This is a genomic window from Nocardia aurantia (assembly GCF_009604425.1).
GTDB lineage: Bacteria > Actinomycetota > Actinomycetes > Mycobacteriales > Mycobacteriaceae > Nocardia > Nocardia aurantia.
The window spans coordinates 111,454-132,945 of sequence record NZ_WEGI01000006.1 but is presented as its reverse complement, the minus strand read 5'-3'; the positions used below and the strand labels follow the sequence as shown (position 1 = coordinate 132,945).

16 protein-coding genes are annotated in these 21,492 nt (G+C 68.6%); 4 read left to right on the top strand and 12 right to left on the bottom strand.

Translation table 11 applies throughout. The annotated features are described in order from the left end of the window. Positions 1-7: 7 nt before the first annotated feature. From NRB56_RS14750 to NRB56_RS14735, 4 genes are all read right to left on the bottom strand, one after another. A complete protein-coding gene (locus tag NRB56_RS14750) occupies positions 8-2,899 on the bottom strand; it encodes a CHAT domain-containing protein (RefSeq protein WP_153342472.1) in 2,892 nt (963 codons plus the stop codon). A gap of 15 nt (positions 2,900-2,914) precedes the next feature. Continuing rightward, a complete protein-coding gene (locus tag NRB56_RS14745; protein ID WP_153342470.1) occupies positions 2,915-4,387 on the bottom strand; it encodes an esterase/lipase family protein in 1,473 nt (490 codons plus the stop codon). Positions 4,388-4,390: 3 nt separating this feature from the next. Then, entirely contained in the window at positions 4,391-6,364 is a 1,974-nt protein-coding gene (locus tag NRB56_RS14740) for a CHAT domain-containing protein (RefSeq protein ID WP_194290859.1), read from the bottom strand. A gap of 667 nt (positions 6,365-7,031) precedes the next feature. After that, on the bottom strand, positions 7,032-11,183 hold the full coding sequence (locus NRB56_RS14735) for an nSTAND1 domain-containing NTPase (RefSeq protein ID WP_153342467.1): 4,152 nt from the start codon (positions 11,181-11,183) through the stop codon (positions 7,032-7,034). 131 nt (positions 11,184-11,314) lie between these two features. On the opposite strand from NRB56_RS14735, the gene NRB56_RS14730 reads away from it, so the two are divergent. Continuing rightward, on the top strand, positions 11,315-11,761 hold the full coding sequence (locus NRB56_RS14730) for a DUF4231 domain-containing protein (RefSeq protein WP_153342465.1): 447 nt from the start codon (positions 11,315-11,317) through the stop codon (positions 11,759-11,761). 73 nt (positions 11,762-11,834) lie between these two features. Here NRB56_RS14730 and NRB56_RS14725 read toward each other — a convergent pair whose 3' ends face one another. The 8 genes from NRB56_RS14725 to NRB56_RS14690 all read right to left on the bottom strand — a co-directional run bounded on the left by NRB56_RS14725 (position 11,835) and on the right by NRB56_RS14690 (position 17,655). After that, positions 11,835-12,299 carry a PaaI family thioesterase gene (locus NRB56_RS14725; RefSeq protein ID WP_406603483.1) on the bottom strand — a complete coding sequence of 155 codons (465 nt, stop codon included), beginning with the start codon at positions 12,297-12,299 and terminating at the stop codon, positions 11,835-11,837. Positions 12,300-12,369: 70 nt separating this feature from the next. Beyond that, the gene (locus NRB56_RS14720; protein ID WP_153342463.1) at positions 12,370-13,212 is read right to left on the bottom strand and encodes an acyl-ACP desaturase; all 843 of its coding nucleotides are present in this window, start codon (positions 13,210-13,212) and stop codon (positions 12,370-12,372) included. A 22-nt stretch (positions 13,213-13,234) separates the two neighbouring features. Next, the gene (locus NRB56_RS14715) at positions 13,235-14,071 is read right to left on the bottom strand and encodes an SAM-dependent methyltransferase (protein ID WP_319943014.1); all 837 of its coding nucleotides are present in this window, start codon (positions 14,069-14,071) and stop codon (positions 13,235-13,237) included. A gap of 71 nt (positions 14,072-14,142) precedes the next feature. Next, positions 14,143-14,403: an acyl carrier protein gene (locus NRB56_RS14710; protein ID WP_153342461.1), complete on the bottom strand. Its 261-nt coding sequence runs from the start codon at positions 14,401-14,403 to the stop codon at positions 14,143-14,145. Continuing rightward, complete coding sequence (locus tag NRB56_RS14705; protein WP_153342459.1) at positions 14,400-14,936, bottom strand: PaaI family thioesterase; 537 nt, start codon at positions 14,934-14,936, stop codon at positions 14,400-14,402. The genes NRB56_RS14710 and NRB56_RS14705 overlap by 4 nt, the downstream gene beginning before the upstream one ends. Before the next feature lie 4 nt (positions 14,937-14,940). Continuing rightward, positions 14,941-15,729: a ferritin-like domain-containing protein gene (locus tag NRB56_RS14700; RefSeq protein WP_319943013.1), complete on the bottom strand. Its 789-nt coding sequence runs from the start codon at positions 15,727-15,729 to the stop codon at positions 14,941-14,943. Positions 15,730-15,763: 34 nt separating this feature from the next. Next, positions 15,764-17,434 carry an AMP-binding protein gene (locus tag NRB56_RS14695; RefSeq protein ID WP_153342457.1) on the bottom strand — a complete coding sequence of 557 codons (1,671 nt, stop codon included), beginning with the start codon at positions 17,432-17,434 and terminating at the stop codon, positions 15,764-15,766. A gap of 5 nt (positions 17,435-17,439) precedes the next feature. Beyond that, entirely contained in the window at positions 17,440-17,655 is a 216-nt protein-coding gene (locus NRB56_RS14690) for a hypothetical protein (RefSeq protein ID WP_153342455.1), read from the bottom strand. 26 nt (positions 17,656-17,681) lie between these two features. Here NRB56_RS14690 and NRB56_RS14685 point away from each other — a divergent pair, with 26 nt between their 5' ends. Genes NRB56_RS14685 through NRB56_RS14675 form a run of 3 tightly spaced genes read left to right on the top strand, consistent with a single transcriptional unit; the run spans position 17,682 to position 21,468 of the window. After that, positions 17,682-18,923 (top strand): cytochrome P450, encoded by a 1,242-nt coding sequence (locus NRB56_RS14685; RefSeq protein WP_319943012.1) that lies wholly within the window; start codon positions 17,682-17,684, stop codon positions 18,921-18,923. Next, complete coding sequence (locus NRB56_RS38985) at positions 18,920-20,143, top strand: cytochrome P450 (protein WP_153342453.1); 1,224 nt, start codon at positions 18,920-18,922, stop codon at positions 20,141-20,143. Before NRB56_RS14685 ends, NRB56_RS38985 begins: the two co-directional genes overlap by 4 nt. Further along, positions 20,140-21,468, top strand: coding sequence for an NAD(P)/FAD-dependent oxidoreductase (locus NRB56_RS14675; protein ID WP_319943011.1), 1,329 nt, complete (start codon positions 20,140-20,142; stop codon positions 21,466-21,468). Before NRB56_RS38985 ends, NRB56_RS14675 begins: the two co-directional genes overlap by 4 nt. Positions 21,469-21,492 lie beyond the last annotated feature (24 nt).

Below are 21,492 nucleotides of genomic sequence, written 5' to 3'. Positions count from 1 at the left end.
GATCGGTTCAGGGCCCGCTGTGCACCAGGGCCGCCCACAATCGGGGGCTTTCCCGGTGCGCGGAGCGCAGTTCGTGTGCGACGAGATGCAGGGCGGCGGCCGGCGCGTCACTGCTGACCGCGTCCGGCAATTTGGTGTAGAACGCGCCGGCCGCCGCCGCGGCGACGGTGTCGTCCAACGGCCACAGCGAAGCGATCACGTGCCGGAAACCCGCCAGCAGGAAGGCGGCCGCCAGGTGGATCGACTCGTCGGCATGCCGCACCGCGGTATTCGCGGTCGAGCACGCCGAAAGGTAGGCCAACTCGGCTTTTTCGAGGCGGAGACGATTGACGTCGCTGATGGACAGCCGGCCGTCGCGCAGGTGCAACCCGCCGTTGGAGGGTGTGACCGGATCCGTCGTGGCGTGGCAGGCGAAATGAATCCACGTGGCGTTCCGCAACTGCCTCGCGACCGCGGCAACCGTGGCCTGCTCTGTAGCGAGTTCGACGGCGCCGGGGAAGCGCCGGGCGAGTGCGGCCGCCTCCGCAACGGTTCCGGGCAGCGGACTCATGCCTGCCGTGGCCGGCATCGACACCGTCGTCAGGCGCAGCTCGGTCGCGGGCGGACGGCCGCGGATCTCCGACAGGGCGCGCAACGACGGGATATACGACGACACCATCACATCCAGCGCACCGATCGAACCCGGGTGGCCCGCGGCGTGTAATGGCAGCGCCGCGAGCGGGCCGATCGGTATCCACCACACCCGCGCGATCCGGCCGGTCGGCAACGCCTCGGCGATCGGGGCGACCACGCGGTCCCACAACTCACCGAGCAGTTCCGTCAGCCGTTCGCCCGAGGCCGCCGTGTGCGCGAAATCGTGTGTCGCCGTGCGTAACTCCGTGGCCCATCGTTGTGCGTCCCGGCGGGTCAGGGCGGGCAGGGGAACCGTGCGCAATCCGGCGTCCGCACCGACGATGACGGCCTGCCCGTCGCTGCGACCCGCGTTGACCATCACTGCGTATCCGGTGCCCACCGCCGGGCACAGCCGATCCAAGGAGGGTGGCTGCAGAAAGGTTTCCAGCATCGGGACCGTACGGATCCTGTCGAGCACACTCTGGTACCTGTCCCAGTGCAGCCTCGCGTGCGCGGGGTCACCGGTATCGGACTGGTTGTCGAGTCGTGCTCGGGCAGAGCGGAATTCGGTGGCGAGGGCGGGATCGATCCCGTCCAGATCGGTGAGATCGGTCCGCGCGTCCAGGGCCGCGCCGAACAACACCGCGCGGCCCTGTTCCGCAGCCAGCAGCGCACCGCGGGCATCGCCGGTCGCCAGATGGGCAGTGACAGCCTCGGTGACGAGCCCGGCATGGTCGGCCAGCGCGTTCTCCTGGTCACCCCGGGCCAGCTCGTAGGGCGCCACGGACGGCAGCATGCGCACGGCGTGATCGACGGCACGCACGGCAACCGCGTAATTCCCGATGCTGCCGGCGTATTCGCCCAGCACATGCCCGAGCCGGACTCGATGGAAAGCCGTCGGCGCCGTGACGGTTTCGAGCAGATTCGTTACCGCGGTCAGTTCCTCGTCCGGTATCCGTTCGCCGGTCCGCTCGAATTGCCGGAGCAAGCCGTCGAACAGGATGACATACGCGCGAAGGCGATTCGGATGCTCCGGCGGGATCCGGGACAGCGCCCGCCGGCACAGCTCGACGGCGGTGTCGATGTCGGCGGCGTCGAGCGTGTGCCGATACCGCAAGAGCTGGATGATCGCGGTATTCACCAGCCAGCCGACGTGTTCCGGATGGTCGGCCGGCTGATCGGCCAGCGCCCGGGTATACAGCTGCAGGGCGCGTTCGATCGTCGCGGGATCCGATTCTCGTTCGTAGAGGGCCCGGTACGCATTGCCGAGATTCGCCTCCCACCGTGGCCGGTCGGCGTGGTCGGCGTCGATGGTTGCGACGGCGTCCTCTCCCGCACGCACTGCGGCACGCAGATCGTCGATCGAGTTGCGGCGTTCACCACGACGGCGTAACACCAGTCCCAGATTGTTGGCGTAGACCGAGTGGTCGAGATCCTCGCGCCCGGTCCGCGCGACCGCGTCCCGGGTGAGGTCGACGGCTCGATCGATGTCCGCGAGGGCGCCGCTGAATTCGAAGCGGGACATGTACTCCATCGCCAGATTCGACAACTGCCCGGCCAGCAGGACATGCGTCGGCGGCAACGCGGCGGCGCTCTGCTCGGAATATTCGATGGAGAGGTCGAGATCGCGGGCGTCCGCTGTCACCGCGAATTTCGTCTTGTAGACGATACTGATCGCGCCGAGACCGAAGGCCCGCAATGGGCTGTCCGGCGCTGCCGTATCGACCGATTCGTGGGCCAGGCGCAGTGCCGCCTCGAGGTCCGCGGCGGCGTTCAGGCGCCAATACCGGGCGCGGTACATATGACTGAAGTTCGACAGGATCGCGGGACGCTCGTCATCGTCGTCGGCGATGGCCGCGACGACACCGGTGTACAGCTCGATAGCGCGGTCCAGCTGGGTCACGTCACCGCTGCGTTCGAACTGCGCCAGCAGTGACAATCCCAGGTTGTGGTCGGCTGCGTAGGCGAGCTCGTGATCCGGCGCCCCCGCCCGGGCCTGCTCGGCGCAGGTCACCGAGAGTGCCAGATCGTCTGTGTCACCGGATAATTCGTAGCGTGTCCGATAGCAGTGCGACAGGTGTGCCAGCACCACCGGGAACAGCGGATGCCAGGGCGGGCCCGGCACTCGCCGTTCCAGGATGGACCGCGCCGTCTCCGCATCGTCGATGGCCCGCCGCAACAGGTTCCGGTCACCGGTACGCTGGTATTCGCGCAGCAACTCGATCGCCCGGACCGTGTGGGTCGCCGCGTTCGACACATGCAGTCGTTCCCGAAATTTTCCGGCCATCGGTGGTCTCTCCCCCTATCCGCGCAGCCAGCGGGACAGGGCCGCCGACAGCTCGGTGCGAGCGAAGTAGCCGAAATGGTCCACCCCGTCGGCAGCTTCGAAACTCAGCCTATCGCCGGCGTCGAGCCGGAACGTCCGGTCGGCCAGCGCGCTGCCGGTCGGTACCACGAGGTCGTTACGCTCCGCGCCGAAGACCAGATCCATCGCGCCGTTGCGGGCCGCCCGCAACAGCGACCCGCCCGCCGGCGGATCGTAATGCGCTGCGGCGGTGGCATATCGGGCGCGGGCGTCGCGGCCGGTGAGCTGGGTGGTGAGGAAGTCCGAGGCCGGATTCATCGCCATCAACCCGTCGAGGCCGGTCGCCACACCCGCCGCCACCTGTTTGACGAGTGCCAGAACGATGTCCAGCGCCTCGGTCACACCGTTGGTGGGAACCAGTTGGAGCAGGGTGGTGAAGCGGCCCAGCAGATGTTCGAGCCGTTTCACGTCGGCCAGCGGCGTCCCCGCATGGGGTGTTCCGACCATCACCACCCTGCCGACCGATATCGTCTCGCCGCAGTCCCCGAGATCGGGCCGCTCGCTGAGCACCCGGCCGACCAGTCCGCCCCGCGAATGGCATACGACATCGAGGTCCAGTCGAACCTGACTCTGCCGCAAGCGTTCCGACAGCCATCGGACGTTGCCGACCGGCGTCGTGGCGACCGTCGGGTGCTCGAATGCGAAGATCCGGCCGTCGTAGCGGAGATGCAGTTCGCGCAGCGTTTCGGCGGGCAGGTGGCCGAATCCGCCGTGAGCCGTGCTGAAGGTACCGTGAATCATCAGTAGCGCTCGACCGGAGGCCAGGTGCCGCAGTGCCTCTGCGCTGAGGTCTGCCCGGTGCGCGCCGGTGTAGTCGCCGGGGCCGAACTGCCGCAGCCGATGTGGATGGCGGCGCGACTCCACGGCACGGGCGAACTCCGCGCCGGCCCAGCCGGCGCCCTCCCGCACCAGCCGGAAGACGAGGATCCGGATGACCTTGACCCCGATCGTGCCGATCAGCCCGCGGTGCGTGGTGCCGTCGCCGGGGTCCACCCTGACGACCCCACCCGGCAAGCGATAGCGCACCGGAAGGTTCAGCTCCGCAGCCGGTTCCGAGTCCCGGAAATGCCAGGACAGCACGCCGTCCTCGGATTGATAGAGCACGACCTGCTCCCAGCCGGGGCCGGGGTCCTGGACGTCCACGATCATGTCGCCGGGTCCGGATCCCCTGGTGCCGGTGGGAAGTCTGTGCTCGCGGGCGCCCCGGATCTCGATCGTCAGGTCCTGCTCGATATCGTTGGCGGCCAGCGACCTGCGCAGCGCTTCGGTGATCTGTTCGGGTCCTCGCTGATCCGGGGTGCCCGGCCGGTAGGTGCGGGCCACCCCGGACATGCCCGGGGTGCGCAGGCTGACCCTGCGATGTACGGCGACCGCGCGGCCGGTGCGGTCGAGATCTTGATCGTCGGACATGGATCAGTGCCTTTCGGAGGTCGGCAGGTGCAGCAGCATGAGCCCGGGATGACAGAAAGCCAGATAGGCAACGTGAGTCGGGCTCAGCGACTTCGGGTCCGCGGCGACGGCGGCTCGGGTGTATCGCGCCCGGATCCGACGGATCGCTTCGGCTACCGGTACGGGATGCCGGTGATAGACGGCATCGTAGAAGCGCGCTGCGACGTCGGCCGCTGCGTGATCGTCGACCCGCCAGATCGGGGCGACGACTCCGATCGCACCGGTGTGCAGCACCGCCGGAGCGAAACCGACCGAGCTGCCCAATATTTCGTCGCCGGCGCCCACTTCGCAGGCGTTCAGGTAGATGAACGGCGTGGCCGAACGATTACGCATCCCCAGCACCGCCAGCGCACTGAGGAAAGCCGGTTCCGAGGATCCCGGAACGGGAAAGACGAGTCCGTCCTCGCTCAGCGACGCATCGTAGGCACCGTGCAGCGCAATGTGCAGCAGGTCCACCGGGATTCGGCCCTCGAGGCAATCGATGACCGAATCGCGAGTCGCCGCGATCTCCTCCGCCGGGCCGTGCAGTTCGCGGAATCGCTGGGCCTCCCGCACCGTTTCGGTCAGCTCCGGCCAGCTGTGCACCCCTGCGTAGTCGGCGGTGACCACTCCTTGACGGACCACCACATGTTCCCGGCGATCGAATCCTGGCCGCGAGTCCTCGGCGCCGAGCGGCCAGCGCGAAATCGCCACGTGCGCACCGAGAAACCGCGCATCGCCGCCGAACCGGGTATCCAGCGGTGGGTCGAAAACCGCGAGCTCCCACGGTACGAACACCTCTTCTGTCAACAGCAGCACGGTCGGCGCGAACTGCCGACCCGTCAGCAGATTGCGCACGACCTCCTGGATCGCGGTAGGGATCGCCGCACGAATCAGCGCGCCGGTCCCGACGATGTGGTCATAGGCCGGGAGTCCGCCTGACTGCACGACCGTCCTGGTGTTGGCGGCCAAAGTTCTCGCGTCGTGGCCGATTCGGCTGCGGCGGCGGCCGTCGGGTATCGGGATCCGCCCGGTCAGCGGGTACGCGTCCCAGACGAAGGTGTCGGGTTCGTCGGCCCGGAAGATCACGATGACGAGGTCTGGAGGCAATTCGCCGAGTAGTGGAGCGAGGTCGAGCATCCGATGGCGCGGATGCTGCGGGTGCGGGAGGCCGATGACTTCCAGCGGTGACCCGACCACCGTCACGGTCCGGGAGGCGATTCCGATTATCCGGCCCGCCCGGCGGAAGAGTAGTCGTAGGGTCCGTTGCGGGCTGAGTTCGGGATCCGAATGCGGTACCAGCCGGACGAGTACCGACGGAAACGGATCCCGGTGGCTGGGAAACAGGGTGATCGTGGTCGCGTCGTCGGTGGTGAACGATCGGGGATCGAACAGCAATTCCACGTCCAGTTCGAGCGCCGAATCCGACAGATCGATCCGGAGTGAACCCGTGGTGGCCACCCCGTCGTCGTAGGTCGGGGCAATTCCGATCCGGGTGTCGAACGGGTCGTCCGCGACCACGAAAGGGACGACGTCGAGGCGGGGATATGCGGTGTAGGCACCGCCCGGGCCGACGTCGCCGGAACCGTTACGCTGCGCGGCGGCTTTCCGGCGTAATCGCCCGAGCCATTGTCGTGGCGACAGGGACATCAATTCGGACAATGCCGACGAAGTCGCGAAGGGGCTGAGCGCGATGGCTGAGTCACCGCGAGAGCCTCCGGGAATCGGAACCGACGCCACGGACGCATCGGCACCCAGTTCGCCGGACAGCATGCCCGCGAAATCGGCATCCGCGACGGCAGCGGTGATCAGCAACGCCCGCATCGCCGCGCGGCTGGGCGCGGTAACATCACCGCGGGTCCGGGCCTCCTGCAACAGTTGCCGAAGGGCCGGTGCGTCACCGAATTTGCTTGTGACGATGCGCGTGATTCGCTGCGCCGGAGCCGTGAGCAGATCCATATCCTCCGGGTGCTCGGATCCGAATTCACCGTATGGCCGCCCCGTCTCTGCCGAGATGAGAAGTGCCACCACGACATCCATGTACCGACCCTTTCGCTGGAACTGTGAGCTGTATCGCGAGTCGCCCGCGGCCGATACACCGCAGGCGTGTCGTGTAGCTCCGCGCGTGTCGAATACAACCGCACGGTCTGTACGGAACTTCGATCGTGCGCGCCCGGCAGGAAAGTCGTGCCAGGCTCTGAAAGCGTGCCGAACGCTCTGTCCGCGGGCATGCGTAGTCGGCTACTTGTTTTCGAATTGGAGTGATTTTTCGGCGCGATTCGCTGATCAACTCGAAGCGGTTGCGCGGAATTCGGCCGGCTGAACTGCATAACTGACGGATTTCGCACTCGTCGCAGGCCGACGGCGGCGCCGAACTTTCCACCGACACGCGCGGAGTCCTGGCCTGGAGGTGAATTCAGTTGTCCTGCAACTGTTCTGGATTGGCTACGCTCGTTCGCGGCGGTTCACATCGTACAGCGATGTGACAGCGCCGCACCAGAGGTCCGAGTCGAAGTTCGAGGACAGTTCGCCGGAGCGTGATTGGGCGATCGTGGTGGCGGCGCGTGATCTGTCGTCCGTAGGCGTCGCGGTCGCCGAGGATATTCGTTCGTTAGGACCGACTCGGTCAATCGGCGCTGATCGGGAGACCGGGACAGAGCTCGATGTAGGGCTGGTTCGGAATGTGTACCCATTGCGCCCAATCCCGTCGGCTCATATTGGATGTGAGTTTGGCGCACAGTTTCCCGGGGTCGGCCTCGAAGACGGACCACACGCGCACGGTGGTATCCCAGCTTCCGGAGGCGGCCAGCATTCCGTCCGGGCTGAACGCCACGCTCCATATGATGTTGGTGTGGCCGGTCATCGGGCCGCCGAGCGGCTGTCCGGACTCGGCATCCCACAGCCGCACGGTCTTGTCGTGGCTGCCGGACACTATCCGTTTCCCGTCCGGGCTGAAGGCGACGGTTTTCACGATGTCGCCGTGGCCGACCATGGGGCCGCCGAGCGGTCGTCCGGACTCGACATCCCATGTCCGTAGCGTGTGGTCGGCCCCGATGATGACCAATCGCTTGCCGTCGGGACTGAATGCCATGGTGGTCACGGACTGGCTGTCGATGTCCGACAGTGCCCCGGCCTGCTTCCCGGATTCGAGATCCCACAACCGCACTGTCCGGTCGCGACCGCGGGTCGCGGCCCGCTTGCCGTCCGGAGTGAAGACCGTACTGTTCGCATCGACCGTGCCGACCGCCACCTCCCCGGCTCTTCGGCCGGACTCGGCGTCCCAGAACAGCAACTGCGTGTCGGAACTGGAGACCACGCGCTTACCGTCCCGAGTGAACACCGCATTCGGTACCCCGTTGCCGAGATCGGTGAGCGGGGCCCCGATCGGCTGTCCGGTGCCGGTATCCCACAAGCGCATCGTCCTGTCGTAGGAGACAGAGACGAGTTTCCGCCCGTCGGGGCCGAAGGCCACATGCTCCACACCTTTGGTGTGCCCGACCAGCGGATCCCCTATCGGTTGTCCTGAGCGGACATCCCACAGCCGTACGGTCGTGTCCTCACTACCGGAGGCGATACGTTTTCCGTCGGGGCTGAACGCCACGCTCGAAACGATCCCGTGGTGGCCGATCAGCGCCCGCCCGACCAGATACCCCGGGTCGGTATCCCACAACCGCACCGTCCCGTCCTGGCTGCCGGAGACCAGCCGATTGCCGTCCGGACTGAACGCCACCTTCTGCACACCGGCGGTGTGGCCGATCAGTGGCCGGCCGATCATCTGCCCCGTTTCGGTGTCCCAGAAGCGCAGGATCCCGCCCCAGTCGCCGGTGACGACCCATCGCCCGTCCGGACTGAACGCCACACTCGATACGTAATCGGTGTGGCCCGTCAGCGGCGGGCCGATTTGCCGGCCTGATTCGGCATCCCACAACCGGGCCGTCCGGTCGGAACTGCCCGAGACGACCCGCCGACCGTCCGGGCTGAAGGCCACGCGCCGCACGATGTAGGTGTGGCCGATCAGCGGTTGGCCGATCGGTTGCTGGGATTCCGTGTCCCACAACCGCACCGTCGCGTCGAAACTACCGGAGACGACGCGCCGCCCGTCCGGGCTGAAGGCCACGCTGCTCACGGCATTGGTGTGGCCGATCAGCGGTTGGCCGATCGGTTGCCCGGATTCGAGATCCCACAACCGCACTGTCCTGTCTTGACCGCCGGTGATGATCCGCCGGCCGTCCGGGCTGACGTCCACAGATCCCAGCAGGCCGATGTCGACGTTCAGCGGTCTGCCGATCGGCCGGCCGGATGCCACATCCCACACCCGCAGCGGCCCACCCAGACCGTCGACCGTGACGGCCGCATGCCCATCGGAACTGAATCGTTTGAACTGGATCCCCGCCAAGGCCCGGCCGGAATCGGCGATTCGCGGCTGGGCGACGAGTGTGCCGGACGCGGCGTCCCAGACCCGCAACTTCACACCGAGGTCGCTGGTCGTGACCCGACGCCCATCCTGGCTGAGGGTCACATCCCAGACTGCCGAACCGGTGTCCACGATCTTGCCGGTCTGCCGCCGCTCGTAGAGGGCTCCGACGAGCGCGCTCGCCGTCTCGGGACTCGGTGCCAGCGAATGGGCTGCGAGAATTTCCTGCAGTGCTCGAATGTCCCCGCCGGATCGACGCTGTTCGAGTATGGCCTGGGCTTCCGCGACCAATTGCCGCCCGACCGCCTCGCGGGTGCGGGCCTGCGCCTGGACGCTCGCAGCCCTCGCCTGATTACTCGCGGTACCGGCCCGCCAGAACCCGACTCCGGCCAGCCCTGCCACCACGACGGCGACGACGAGCAGTGCCGTCAGTGCCTGAGCTCGGCGACGCAATGCGGTGAGGCGGTCCTGCTGGCGATGGCGGGACGCGTGCAGGAATTCCCGGACGGGCTGGAGGCGTCGCCGATATTCCGTTTTCGCCGAAAGGGTTTCGGCTTCGGCCAGTCGAGATCCTTCCCACAGCCACGACTCGTCGCGACCGTTGCGGTCCCAGCTGTCGGCAGCACGCTCGAGCCGGTCGACCGCCTTGAGGTCGTCCGCTTGCGCGCTCAGCCATGCGGCCAGCGAATCCCACTGCCGCAACAGACTTTCCAATGCCACCTCGACGACCACTTCGCCGTCGCGGCGGTCCTTGACCAACAGTCGCTTGTCCACGAACCCGCCGAGCAGCCGGTGGGCCTCCTCGGGGAGCTCGTCCCAGCGGGCGATGCGGCGCATCGGCTGATCGGTGTCGGGATCCACGGTCGCCAGCGCCGGGACGAACGCCGAACGCAGTATCTCCAGTTGACGCAGCCGCAACTGCGGATCGGTGGCCAGTAGCGATTCGATCTCGGTGTGAACCACCCGGTCGATGCCGCCCATCGCGCGGTAGTTCTCGACGGTGAGTACTCCGCTCGTGGCGTAGTCGTCGTAGAGTCGCGACAGCGTCAATGCCAGCAGCGGCAGAGTATCCGCGCCGTGATTGCCGTCGGTCAGGAGCCGGTCCACCAACTCCGGTTCGATGCGCAGCGGCGCGGTGTCGTCGGCACGAGCCGCCGGGGCGGTGATGACCTCCTTGAATTGTGTGCGCGGCAGCGGCTCGAGCGCATCGAAGACGAAGCGCGGCACGGTCTTCAGCTGCACGGCGTTCTGTAGTTGCTCGTAGCGATCGGTGCGGATGGTGACCGCCGCCTTGATCGATACTTGTTGTGTGCCGGCCTCTTCCGGCTCGGCGAGCAGCAGCCCGAGCAATGTCAGGAATTGCTCGCCCTGCGTTCCGGCGTCGGCGAGAAACAGCTCTTCGGCTTGGTCGACAGGGAGCAACAATGTCGGCGGCGGTGCGTCTGCGCCGCCGGACGGCCACCTCTCTCGCGCGGCATGCTGGATTTGGACGAGCAATTCCCGGACTCGATCGATATCGGGCAGCGCGGATTTGATCTCCCCGAATGCCGGGGTCGTCAGCCCGAGGCGAGTGCGAGTGGAGTGCAGGACCGCGGCCAGGCCGTGCGCACCGGTGAGTGCACGACGTTCGGGGCGCATGATGTCCAGCACGAGGAAGTGCCGATCCTCCCGGGCCAGCCGCGGCAACAATCCCGCGCGCAGGAACGACGATTTCCCTGTCCCGGACGCGCCCAGCACGACGAACATCGCCTCGCCGCCGGCCGACCGCATCCGCCGGACAGCTTCCAGACCCGCCTTGATCTGAACGTCGCGCCCGAAATACACGGCGGCGTCCACGGCGTCGAACGGACGCCAACCCCGGTACGGGGAGCGATCCGGGTCCTTCGCGGGCGGCCACGGAAAGTTTTCGGCGCCGATCCCGGCATCTCCCAAGCCATCCAGCAACCGGTGCAAACCCTCGGTCTGCCAACGCATCGGCTCGCCGTCCCCATCGACCGGGAGCTCGGTGACCGGACCGTCGCCGAACAGGTCGCATCGTTGCCATTCACGAGTCGGATCCGGGTCGGTGATCGGCTCCAGACGGACAACGAAGACTCGCTTGCCCAGATTCACCGCCGTCAGATATTCGGCGACACACTCGGTCGAGGTGTGCCAATCCCGTGAGGTAAGGCAGATCGTCGCTTCGCAGCGCGCCAAGGCTCGAGCCATGGCATCTCGCCACCGCACGCCCTGGGCGATCCCGGAATTCTCGTCCAGATCCAGGAAGATGTTGTCCGCCAACGCGGGCCGCTGTTCGACCAGCCATCGCAGGAGAGCCACAGCCTGCACGTTGTTGCGACTCGAATGGCTCAAGAACAGCCGCATCGACATACCCCCTGCCGCAGAGATCATCTCGCGCCGCCCACGCTACCCGCCGGTCGGCAACGGGACCGAAGACTCTGCCGGATGTATCGCGGTGGGGCGCGCCGCCGTGCCGGTCGTGCTATCCCTGACATGTGGAGGCAACTGCGCGAGGTGGGTCGATCGAGGATCTGGTCCGGGAACGGCTGGAAGATCAGCTGGACTACTACCGATCTCGTAGCCGTGCGGCGAAATCGGCCTACCTGAGGGTGAAAGTGGTGCAGATCGTGGTCGGGGCGGCGGTCCCGGTCCTCGCGGCCGCCGGCGCGACGGGCTGGGTGACCGCGGCGGTAGCGGCGGTTCCGGTGGTGGCCGAAGGTATTCAGCAACTGTTCCAGTGGCACAGCACGTGGCTGCGGTGCAGGTCCACAGCCGAGGCGTTGAAAACGGAGAAATTCCTCTACGCGACCGAAGCCGGCCCTTATGCCGACGGCACGCGTTCGAGCCTGCTGGCGGAACGGATCACCGCGATCACGGGCAAGGAAGCCGATGGCTGGGCGGAATCGGCCGCGGTCGGGATCGGGAAGCAGGAGGAGTCTTGACCGGACCCCGCGGACGAACCCGTCGCGCAGCCGGCCGGGCCGGAATCGGAGATGTCGTCGCTGTGGCGTGAATTCAGTTGTCCGGCTGGAGGATCAGGATGGTTGTCGAACCGTGGGCGATGAGTTTGCCGGCGGCGTCGGTGATCCGGCCCTCGGCGGTGGCGGTGCGGCGGCCCACGTGGACGGCCTCGGCGTCGCAGGTCAGGCGGGAGCCCTCCGGGGTGACCGAGCGGATGAAGTTCACCTTCAGTTCCAGGGTCGTGTAGGCCACGCCGTCGGCGAGGCGGGTGAAGACGGCGCTGCCCATCGCGGTGTCGAGCAGGGTGGCCAGGACTCCGCCGTGGACGGTGAACATGGCGTTGATGGTGGCCGGGTTGGGGTCGAGGTAATAGCGGGCGAAACCGTCTCCGGCGCTGTGCATCCGGAGGCCGAGGGAGGCGCCGACGCCCAGATTCTCCCGCAGGCCGCGCTCGAAGATCGTGGTGAGTTCGTCGACGCGGGCGGCGACGGTTCCGGTGGGCGGGACGGTGGCGGTCATCAGTCGTTCTCCTCGGGAAACGGGAAACGCCCCGGCCGGTGGGTGCGGCCGGGGCGGTCGGGGTGGGTCGTCAGCGTACGGCGCGGCACTGGGCGATGAAGTCGAGCAGTTCGTCGACTCGGTCGGTGGGGGTGTCCACGGCCCGGTCGATCACCTTGAGCAGATGTTCGTAGGCGGCGGTGTGGTCGTAGTCGGCGACGTCGGCGATGCGCAGGGCCCATCGCCAGTAGCCGCGCATCGTATCCGCCAGCGGCATGCGGAAATTGGCGACCACATCGCGGATCGGGCCGACCGCGGCGTCGCCGTGCACCCGGAGGTAGCGGGTGACCACGTCGGCGAAGAAGGTGAAATGTCTTGCCTCGTCGCGGGACAGCCGGGTCAGCACCGAGGCGAGCACCGGATCGCCTACCACGTCCCGCAACTGCTGGTAGTACATCTGGGTCGCCTTCTCCTGCACCAGGGCGTAGGCGAAGAACTGCACCGGGTGCTCGTAGGGCAGGTCGAAGTGCTTGCGGCCCTCGATCGCCAATTCTTCTCGTAGCGGGGCGGGTTCGGCGATGCCCGCGGCCGTCTGGTAGCGAGCGAGCGCTCGGGCGTGGGTGTCCTCCTCCAGGGCCCAGCGGACGGTGAAGTGGTAGAGCTCGCGGTTGTGCACGAACAGCTCCGGCGCCACGGTGTCGTCCACCGGGAAATTGCGGTGGTACACATCGAAATAGCCGGGCAGGTGGTCCTCGATGAGGGTGATGAACCGCACCGCGGATCGCTGGCCCTCGGTGAGCAGGCCGGCGTCGGCGGCGGACCAGTCGAAGGCGGTTTCCACGTCCCAGGCGCGGGCCGCGGGGGAGGCCGCGAGGAAATCGTCCACGGCCGTGGACATCTCGCCGACGGGAAGCCGGGTTTCGTCAAGAGTCATTCCGCTGCGATCCTTCCCGGGGTCAGCGGCCGTTGCGGCAGGTCAGCGCGTAGTGCTTGGTGGTGTAACCCCAGCCGGCGTTGGCGATCTCGAGGTAGCGCCGCAGGTGGGCGGCGGAGCCCGCGCCGTGCGCCTCGATCCGGTCGGCGGCCGCGTCCACGTTGGCGATCCAGTCGTCGATGGTGCGGCGGTAGTGGTCGGTGAGGTCGTCGACGGCGACGACCGAGAAGCCGGCGTCCTCGGCGGCGGCCACCAGTTCCGACAGGGGGCGCAGCTCGCCGAACCCGAAGATGTCGCCGCGGATGAACCTCGTGCCGTCGCGGTCGTCGAAGGCGGTGCGCGCCTTCTCGTTCCGGAAGCAGCTCTCCGACACGTACAGCATGCCGCCGCGGCGCAGGGCGGCGCGGGCCCGGCGCAGCACGGCCGGGGCGTCGGGCATGTGCACGATCGAGCCGAGCATGGTCACGGCGTCGAAATGCTTCTGCGGCAGATCGATACGCTCGAAGTGACCGACCCGGGTGTGTACCCGGCCGGTGAGACCGCGGGCGGCCGCCTGACCCGCGATGTATTCGTGCTGGCGCGGGGCGGGGCTGATACCGAGTGTGTCGCACTCGAATTCGGCGGCCATGAACAGGATCAGCGAACCCCAGCCGCAGCCGGCGTCGAGCAGCTTCTCGCCGCCGCGCAGGCCGAGGCGGCCCGCGACCCAGGTCAGTTTCTGGCGCTGCGCCTGCTCCAGGGTGTCGGTGTCGGAGAGGTACAGGCCGGAGCTGTATTTCCGCAGCGGGTCCAGGAACTCGCCGAACAGGTCCGGGTCGAGGTCGTAGTGCTGGTTGGTATCGGCGACCGGAGCGCTCACGCTGTGTCCATGGGGCGTGAGCGGGGCGCCTCCATGGTGACGCTGCGCTGCCGCTTGCGGCGCCTGACCGCTCACGCCGCCGCCTCCTGCCGGGCCCGGTCCACCACGGTGACGACGTCGGCGAGGGTGGACAGGCCGAACACGTCCTCGTCCTCGAGCTCGATGTCGTAGGTGCGCTCGATGCGGGCGATCATGCGCAGCACCCGCACGGAATCCACCCCGGCCAGGCCGCGGAGGTCGACCTGCGGACCCAGATCCGCGGCGGGGATGCCGGTCTCGGCGGCGGCGATGTCGGTGACGGTGCGCAGGGTGTCGTCGGTGAGCACGCTCATCGGGTGACTCCGTTCTGGGAGAAGTGGTTCGGTGCGGACAGGGCCTCGGCGAGGCGGTCGACGTCGGTGTCGTCGAGGGTCAGCTGATGGCGGACGTCGGCCAGGGCGAACGGCTGATATCCGGCGGTGGAGGTGGCGCAGACCGCGCCGTCGGTGTCGCGGATCTCCGCGGCGGCCGCGATGATGCCGGTGCGCGACGGCTGAGTCTGCTCCGGAAGCGTTGCGACACAGAGGTAATCGCGGTCGATCAGCAGCGGGGTGAGGAACCGGGTGCGCTGGGTGACGGTGAAGGCGGGTACCCGGCGCGCGAGCACGATCAGGTTGCCCATCACCTCGTCGCAGATCACGCCGATGAGCCCGCCGTGCACCACACCGGGATACGACTCGAAGGCGCGGCCGAGCCGGACGCGGGACTGGAGGCCGTCGGGGTGCGGGGTGAAGGTCAGGTTCAGGCCGGCCGGATTGTGCGGTGAGCAGCCGAAGCAGCGGTAGTCCGGGATCACCGACCACGGGACATGCAGGGATTCGTCCATCGGTTCAGGAGATCGCCTCGGCCAGCGCCCGGCGCACCTTGGCGTTGCTGGACAGGTCCAGGCCGGTGATGCCGGCGAAGGTGCGGCGCACCTTGTCGTGCAGCACCTCCAGTTCGCCTGTGGCGGCGATCTTCTCGAGGAACAGCTCGAAACCGGTGTCGATCGTCTCGTGGTCGCCGAGTTCGGCGATGCCGCTCTTGAACGTGCTCACCGGATGCTTGATCCGCGCCTCGGAGCTGTAGACGTACAGGGTCTCCAGCACCGACGGCAGTTCCTCGGGCAGGCGGGCCAGGCGCGCGGTGGTGTAGTGGATGAACTCCCGCGCGTGCCCGGACTCGTCGCGGCTGGCGTTGAGCAGCAACGTCTTCAGCACCGGCTCGTGCACCCACTGCGAGACCGCGCGGTACACGTGGTTGACCGTGAGCTCGGAGATGATGTTGGTGGCCAGGGTCGCCGACGGGGTGGTGCCGGGCGCGTACGGCGCCCGCATGGCGCCGACGACGGCGTCGTCCACGCTCTCGCCGATCGCGGCCAGCCAGGACCGGAACGCGTAGTGGTGCTGGACCTCCTGATAGCCCCACACGACCGCGAAGGTGGAGAAGTCGTAGTCGTCGACGAACTCGTCGAGGAATCCGTGCACGGCGGCGATCACGTTCGATTCGCCCATGGCCGCGCTCTTGGCGAGCGTCACGTACTCGGGCTCGACCAGGGCCGGGTCGACGGTGTCGAGGGTGAGATCGGCGACGTTCCAATGCAGCCGCTCGTAGTGGCGGAAGACGTCGAAGCTGTGCACGGGGACTCTCCGGTTTCTGCTGCTGATGGTTCGGCTACGAGAGAGGAAGGGCGACACTGCCGTTCGAGATGAGTTCGCGGGCGGCCAGGCGTTGCAGCTTGCCGCTCGAGGTGCGCGGGATGGTGCGCGGCGGCACCGGGTACACGCGCACGCCGGCCAGGCCGAGTTCCGCGGTGATCCGGGCACGGACCGCTTCGGTCAGCGCGTCGGCTTCGGCTGCCGTGCGGTCGGTTTCGACGACGACGGCCATCGCGTCGCGTTCGGGATCGGCGACGGCGATACAGCGGCCGCGGTAGATGCCGTCGAGACCCTCGACGGCGGCCTCGATGTCCAGCGCGTAGTGGTTCTCGCCCCGGACGGTGATCATCTCCTTGAGCCGGCCGGTGATGAACAGCTCACCGTCCCTGCGGTATCCGAGGTCGCCGGTGCGCAGCCACCCGTCGGTGAACAGCCGGTCGGCGACGTCCGGGTCCGCGGTGAGATAGCCGCCGGTGACCGAATCTCCGCGCAGCAGGATCTCGCCGACGGTCCCGTCGAGGACGTCCAGCCCGGATTCGGGCTCCACGAGGCGCAACCGCATCCCGGCGACCGGATACCCGACCCCGGCGATCGCCCGCGCGCCGGGCGATCCCGGCGGCACCGGCACCGCGCGCCCGGACCGGCCCAGCGGCTCGCGGTCCACCCATTCGAAGTGCGGTTCCCGGTGCAGCGGTGGGAAAGTCACCGCGAGGGTCGCTTCGGCCATGCCGTACACGCCGAACATCGTCGTGGGGGCGAATCCGGCCGGGCCGAACCGGGCACAGAATTCGCGCACGACCGGCTGCGAGATCGGTTCCGCGCCGTTGAAGGCGATCCGCCAGTGCCGCAGGTCGTACTCGGTGGCCCGGTCCGCCGGCACCGCGTCCAGCAGCGCCTGGTAGCCGAAGCTGGGCATCGCGGTGATCGTGACCCCGGCCTCGGCGAACTCCCGCAGCCAGCGCGCGGGATCCTTGACGAAGGACGTCGGCGACCACAGGTGCGCGGGAATGCCCCGCAGGATCGCCGACAGCGTGCCGAACAGGCCCATGTCGTGGAACAGCGGCAGCCAGAACCCGCCCTGGTCGGTGCGATCGAGCGCGATGCCCCGCCGGATCGCCGCGAGCCCCGCGAGTGCGTTGCGATGGGTCAGCAGCACGCCTTTCGGCGCGGCGGTGCTGCCGGAGGTGAACTGCACGATCGCCGGATCTCCGGGGCCGACCGCGGGCAGCGTCACCGGGTCGTCGTGCTCGTCGAAAAGAGTTGTGGTGTCGATGAATTCGACGTCCACCGCGCCGGTGAGCGCGGCGACCGGGCCGGCCAGCCGCGGCGACACCAGGATCGAGCGCATCCCGGACGCCGCGGCGATCGCCGCCAATCGTTGTGGGTAGGAACGCAACTGCTGCGCACCGCTGGGCAGCGGCAGCGGCGCCGCCGCGCCACCGGCCGCGGTCACCGCGAACAGGCCGATGAGGAATTCCGGCGCGTTGGGGCTCAGGATGCCGACCGGCTCACCCCGGCGCACACCCCGCCGGACCAGTGCCGCCGCCGCCTCGACGGAGCGGGCGTGCAGATCGGCGTAACTCAACGACTGGCGCAGCGACCAGAATGTGGCCGACACCTCCGGCCGCTCTTCCGCGATCCCGGCGAGCCGGCTCGGTAGCGTCCCGTCCGATTCCGACGAATTCATGCCGCTCACGACAACAGCGCCGGATGACCGTGCCCTGAACGGATTCTTAACTGTGCCCGCCGATAATCGATGTCGATCGGGCAATTCTCCGCGGCGATGCAGCGTAATGCGATGACGCGATAGATATTCGCGATCGCGGGCCGCGAGCGAACCGCCCGTGCCGCACGATGGTCGCCGGTGGCCGCGGTTGCCGCCGAAATCGAATTCGACCGGTATTTCATCCCATGTCCTCGGCAGGAGTCGCTCGGTGAGTTCCGACGGTGCCACAGTGCAGGAATCCGATACGGTGCTGACGGCGGTGGTGGACAGCGTCGCACCCCACAGCCGGCACAACCCCTACGACAGCTACCGGATCCTGCGGGCGGCCGGCCCGTTCGTACCCGGTCCGCACGATGCCCGGCTGGTCGCCGGATACGCCGAGGCCCGCGCGATCCTGCAGGACGCGCGCTGGAGCCACGCGGAGGAACCCCAACTGTTGCACGGCGACAGCGATGTGGAACTGCCCGGATCGTTCCTGTGGCAGGAGCCGCCGGAGCACACCCGGTTGCGCGGTCTGGTCGGGCAGGCGTTCACCGCGCGCACCGTGGCCGGATTACGTGACCGCGCCGAGGAATTGGCGGCGCGGCTCGTGGACGGGATCCTGTCCCGGGAACGAGCCGACCTGATCGAGGAATTGGCGTATCCGCTGCCGCTCACCATGATCTGCGAATTGCTCGGTGTTCCGGCGGAATCGCACGACCATGTCCGGGACATGTCCGCGGCGATCTCCCGCGGCCTGGATCCCGATTTCCTGCTGGCGCCGGAGGAATTGGCGGCCCGTTCCCGCGCGGTGCGGGAATTCGAGGAATTCTTCGGCGATCTGCTGCGGCAGCGTACCCGCGATCCGCGCGAGGATCTGATCAGCGCGCTGGTGCGCGCCGAGGCCGAGGGCGCGCGGCTGACCCCCGCCGAACTGCTCGGCACGCTGCTGATTCTGGTGGTGGCCGGGCACGAGACGACGGTCAATCTGATCGCCAACGGAGTACTCGCGCTGATCCGCCACCCCGCCGAATTCGACCGGCTGCGCGCCGATCCCGCCACCCTGTGCGCTCCGGCGGTGGACGAGATCCTGCGGTACGACCCGCCGGTTCATCTGACCACCCGCACGGCGCACGACGAAATCACCGTCAGTGGAACGACATTCGTCCCCGGCGAGGCGGTGATCGTGATGATGGGCTCGGCGAACCGCGATGCGGCGGCCTTCGACGAGCCGGACCGGTTCGACATCACCCGCTACCTGCCCGGCCGCGGCACCCAGCGGCATCTGTCCTTCGGCCTGGGCCTGCACTACTGCCTGGGCGCCCCGCTGGCGCGGCTCGAGATGCAGGCCGTGCTGGGCCGCGTCGCCGAACGTGTCGCCGCGCTGACCCTGTGCGAAGAACCCCCGTATCGCCCGAACGTGGTGGTACGCGGCATGTCCCGACTGCTGGTGGAGGTCCGATCCCGATGAGCATCCCAACCGCTGCCGATCCGGCCCTCGATCCGTTCGATCCCGGTATCCACGCCGACCCGTATCCGGCGTACCGGCGGCTGCGCGACGCGGGAGCCCTGCTGCCGTACGAATTCGGTGACGTGCCCGTCACACTCGTCACCCGCTACGAGGAATGCGCGGCCGTGCTCACCGGATCCGATTGGGGCCACGGCTATTCCGCCGGTATCAGCCCGTTCCGCGATGCCACCGCCGCCATTCCGGGCTCGTTCGTGCGGATGGATCCGCCCGATCACGGCCGCTACCGCAAGCTGGTCGCGAAGGCGTTCACCCCCAAGACGATCGCCGAACTGACCCCGCTCGCGGGCCGCGTCGTCGACGATCTGGTGTCGCGGGCGCTGGAGCGCGGCGGGCTCGACATCCTCGACGATCTCGCGGTGCCGCTGGCGGTGGCGATGATCCCGGTGCGCCTGCTCGGCGCGGATCCGAACCGCGGCGCGGACTTCCGCAGCTGGCAGCTGGCCATCGCCCGCGGCACCGACCCGGACTGGCTGCTGCCCGCCGGGGACGTGGCCGAGCGCGCCGAGGCGGCCGGCGCCTGCATGGCCTACTTCGGCGAACTGGTCGCCCGGAAACGGGCCGAGCCGACCGAGGACCTCCTCGGCCAGCTCATCGCCGCCGGCGCCGACGGCGACCGGCTCAGCGAGGCCGAGATCATCGGCCTGTCGCTGCTGCTGCTCGTGGCCGGGATGGAGACCTCGATCAACCTGATCGGCAACGGGATCCACGCGCTGCTGCGCAATCCGGATCAATGGGAACTGCTGCGCGAGCGCCCCGAGCTGATCGCCCCCGCGCTGGAGGAGATGCTGCGCTACGACGCGCCGACCCAGTTCACCATCCGGGTGGCGCTGGCCGATACCGAGCTGGGCGGCAAGCAGTTCCGCCGCGGCGACGGTGTCGTGGTGCTCACCGGCTCGGCCGGTCGCGACGAGCGGGTGTTCACCGACGCCGACACCTTCGATGTGACCCGGTACGCCGGAAACCGGCCCGCGCGTAAGCATCTCGGCTTCAGCCTCGGCATCCACTTCTGCGTCGGCGCACCGCTGGCGCGACTCGAGGCGGAGACCGCGATCCGCACCCTGCTGGACCGGGCCCCTCGGCCGGTGCTCGAGAGCGACACGGCCGCCTACCGTCCCAGCCTCATCCACCGCAGCCTCGCGGCACTGCCGGTGGCCCTGTGAGCGGCGACCGGCATGCGGTCGTGCTCGGCGCCGGTGTCGCCGGTCTGCTGGCGGCACGGGTTCTGTCCGAACGCTTCTCGCGGGTCACCATCCTGGAACGCGACACCCTCGACGGCGCGGAACCGCGCCGCGGGGTGCCGCAGGCGCGGCACATCCACGGCCTGCTCGACCGCGGCCGGACCGACATCGAGCAGCTGATACCCACGTTCACCGCCGACATGGCCGGCCGGGGCGCCACGATCTCGGAGGTACTCGTCGGAACCCGCTGGTACGCGGGCGGTTTGCGCGTGGCGCCGACCCCGACCGGGCTCACCTCGGTCCTCGCCACCCGCCCGTTGCTGGAATCGGTGCTGCGCGAACACGTCCTGGCCCGCCCCGGCGTGCGATTGCGGGAACGCACCGTCGCCCGCGGGCCGGTCGGCGACGCCCGGCGGGTGACCGCCGTCGACGTCGACGGCGAGAACCGCACGGTAACAGCGGATCTCGTGGTCGACGCGACCGGCCGCGCCTCCCGCGCCACGGAATGGCTGCTCGATCTCGGTGTGCGGCCACCGCACGAGGAGCGCCGCGAGGTCGACCTCGGGTACACCTCCCGGTTGTATCGGCACCGCCCCGGCCAGCTGGGCGGGCACGGCGCCGTGGTCGTCTCGACCGGTACGGACGGCCGTGGCGGCGGCGCGATCCGGGTCGAGGGCGACCGCTGGCAGGTCACCCTCGCCGGCATGCTCGGCGACCACCCGCCGACCGACCCACACGGTTTCGCGCGGTTCGCCGCGAGCCTGCCGACCCCCGACCTGTACGACATCGTCTCCGCCGGTGAACCCTTGGACGAACCGACGCCGTACCGCTTCCGCAGTGCGGTGCGCCGCCGATTCGATCGCCTCACCGCCCCGGCCGGGTTCCTGGTGCTCGGCGACGCCCTGTGCAGTTTCAATCCCCTGTACGCCCAGGGCATGACGGTCGCCGCCCAGCAGGCGCTGATCCTGCGCGACTGCCTGGACGCCGACGACGCCGCCCTGCCCTCCCGCTTCTACGCCGCGGCCACCGAATGCCTCACGCCCGCCTGGCAACTGGCCTCCGCCGCCGACCTCGCGCACCCCGGCATCACCGGAACCCGCACGCTCCGTTCCAGATTGACCAACGCCTATCTGGCCCGCACCCACCGCGCCGCGCATGTCGACCCGAGAGTGGCCCGCACCCTCCTGCGCGTGGTCAACCTCGTCGAACCGTCGGCGGCGCTGGCGCATCCGCGGACGGCGTATCGAATTGCGCAGCGCGGCGAACTGTTTCCGTCGCCGGCGTCGCGGCAACCGGCGCGGCGCTGACCGGCGAGCCGGGGATACCCGCGG

What these genes read in the sequence shown, in the direction of transcription:
- NRB56_RS14750 (WP_153342472.1), bottom strand. Translation starts at nt 2,899, where the DNA reads ATGGCCGGAAAATTTCGGGAACGACTGCATGTGTCGAACGCGGCGACC.
- NRB56_RS14745 (WP_153342470.1), bottom strand. Translation starts at nt 4,387, where the DNA reads ATGTCCGACGATCAAGATCTCGACCGCACCGGCCGCGCGGTCGCCGTA.
- NRB56_RS14740 (WP_194290859.1), bottom strand. Translation starts at nt 6,364, where the DNA reads ATGGATCTGCTCACGGCTCCGGCGCAGCGAATCACGCGCATCGTCACA.
- NRB56_RS14735 (WP_153342467.1), bottom strand. Translation starts at nt 11,183, where the DNA reads ATGCGGCTGTTCTTGAGCCATTCGAGTCGCAACAACGTGCAGGCTGTG.
- NRB56_RS14725 (WP_406603483.1), bottom strand. Translation starts at nt 12,299, where the DNA reads ATGACCGCCACCGTCCCGCCCACCGGAACCGTCGCCGCCCGCGTCGAC.
- NRB56_RS14720 (WP_153342463.1), bottom strand. Translation starts at nt 13,212, where the DNA reads ATGACTCTTGACGAAACCCGGCTTCCCGTCGGCGAGATGTCCACGGCC.
- NRB56_RS14710 (WP_153342461.1), bottom strand. Translation starts at nt 14,403, where the DNA reads ATGAGCGTGCTCACCGACGACACCCTGCGCACCGTCACCGACATCGCC.
- NRB56_RS14705 (WP_153342459.1), bottom strand. Translation starts at nt 14,936, where the DNA reads ATGGACGAATCCCTGCATGTCCCGTGGTCGGTGATCCCGGACTACCGC.
- NRB56_RS14695 (WP_153342457.1), bottom strand. Translation starts at nt 17,434, where the DNA reads ATGAATTCGTCGGAATCGGACGGGACGCTACCGAGCCGGCTCGCCGGG.
- NRB56_RS14690 (WP_153342455.1), bottom strand. Translation starts at nt 17,655, where the DNA reads ATGAAATACCGGTCGAATTCGATTTCGGCGGCAACCGCGGCCACCGGC.
- NRB56_RS38985 (WP_153342453.1), top strand. Translation starts at nt 18,920, where the DNA reads ATGAGCATCCCAACCGCTGCCGATCCGGCCCTCGATCCGTTCGATCCC.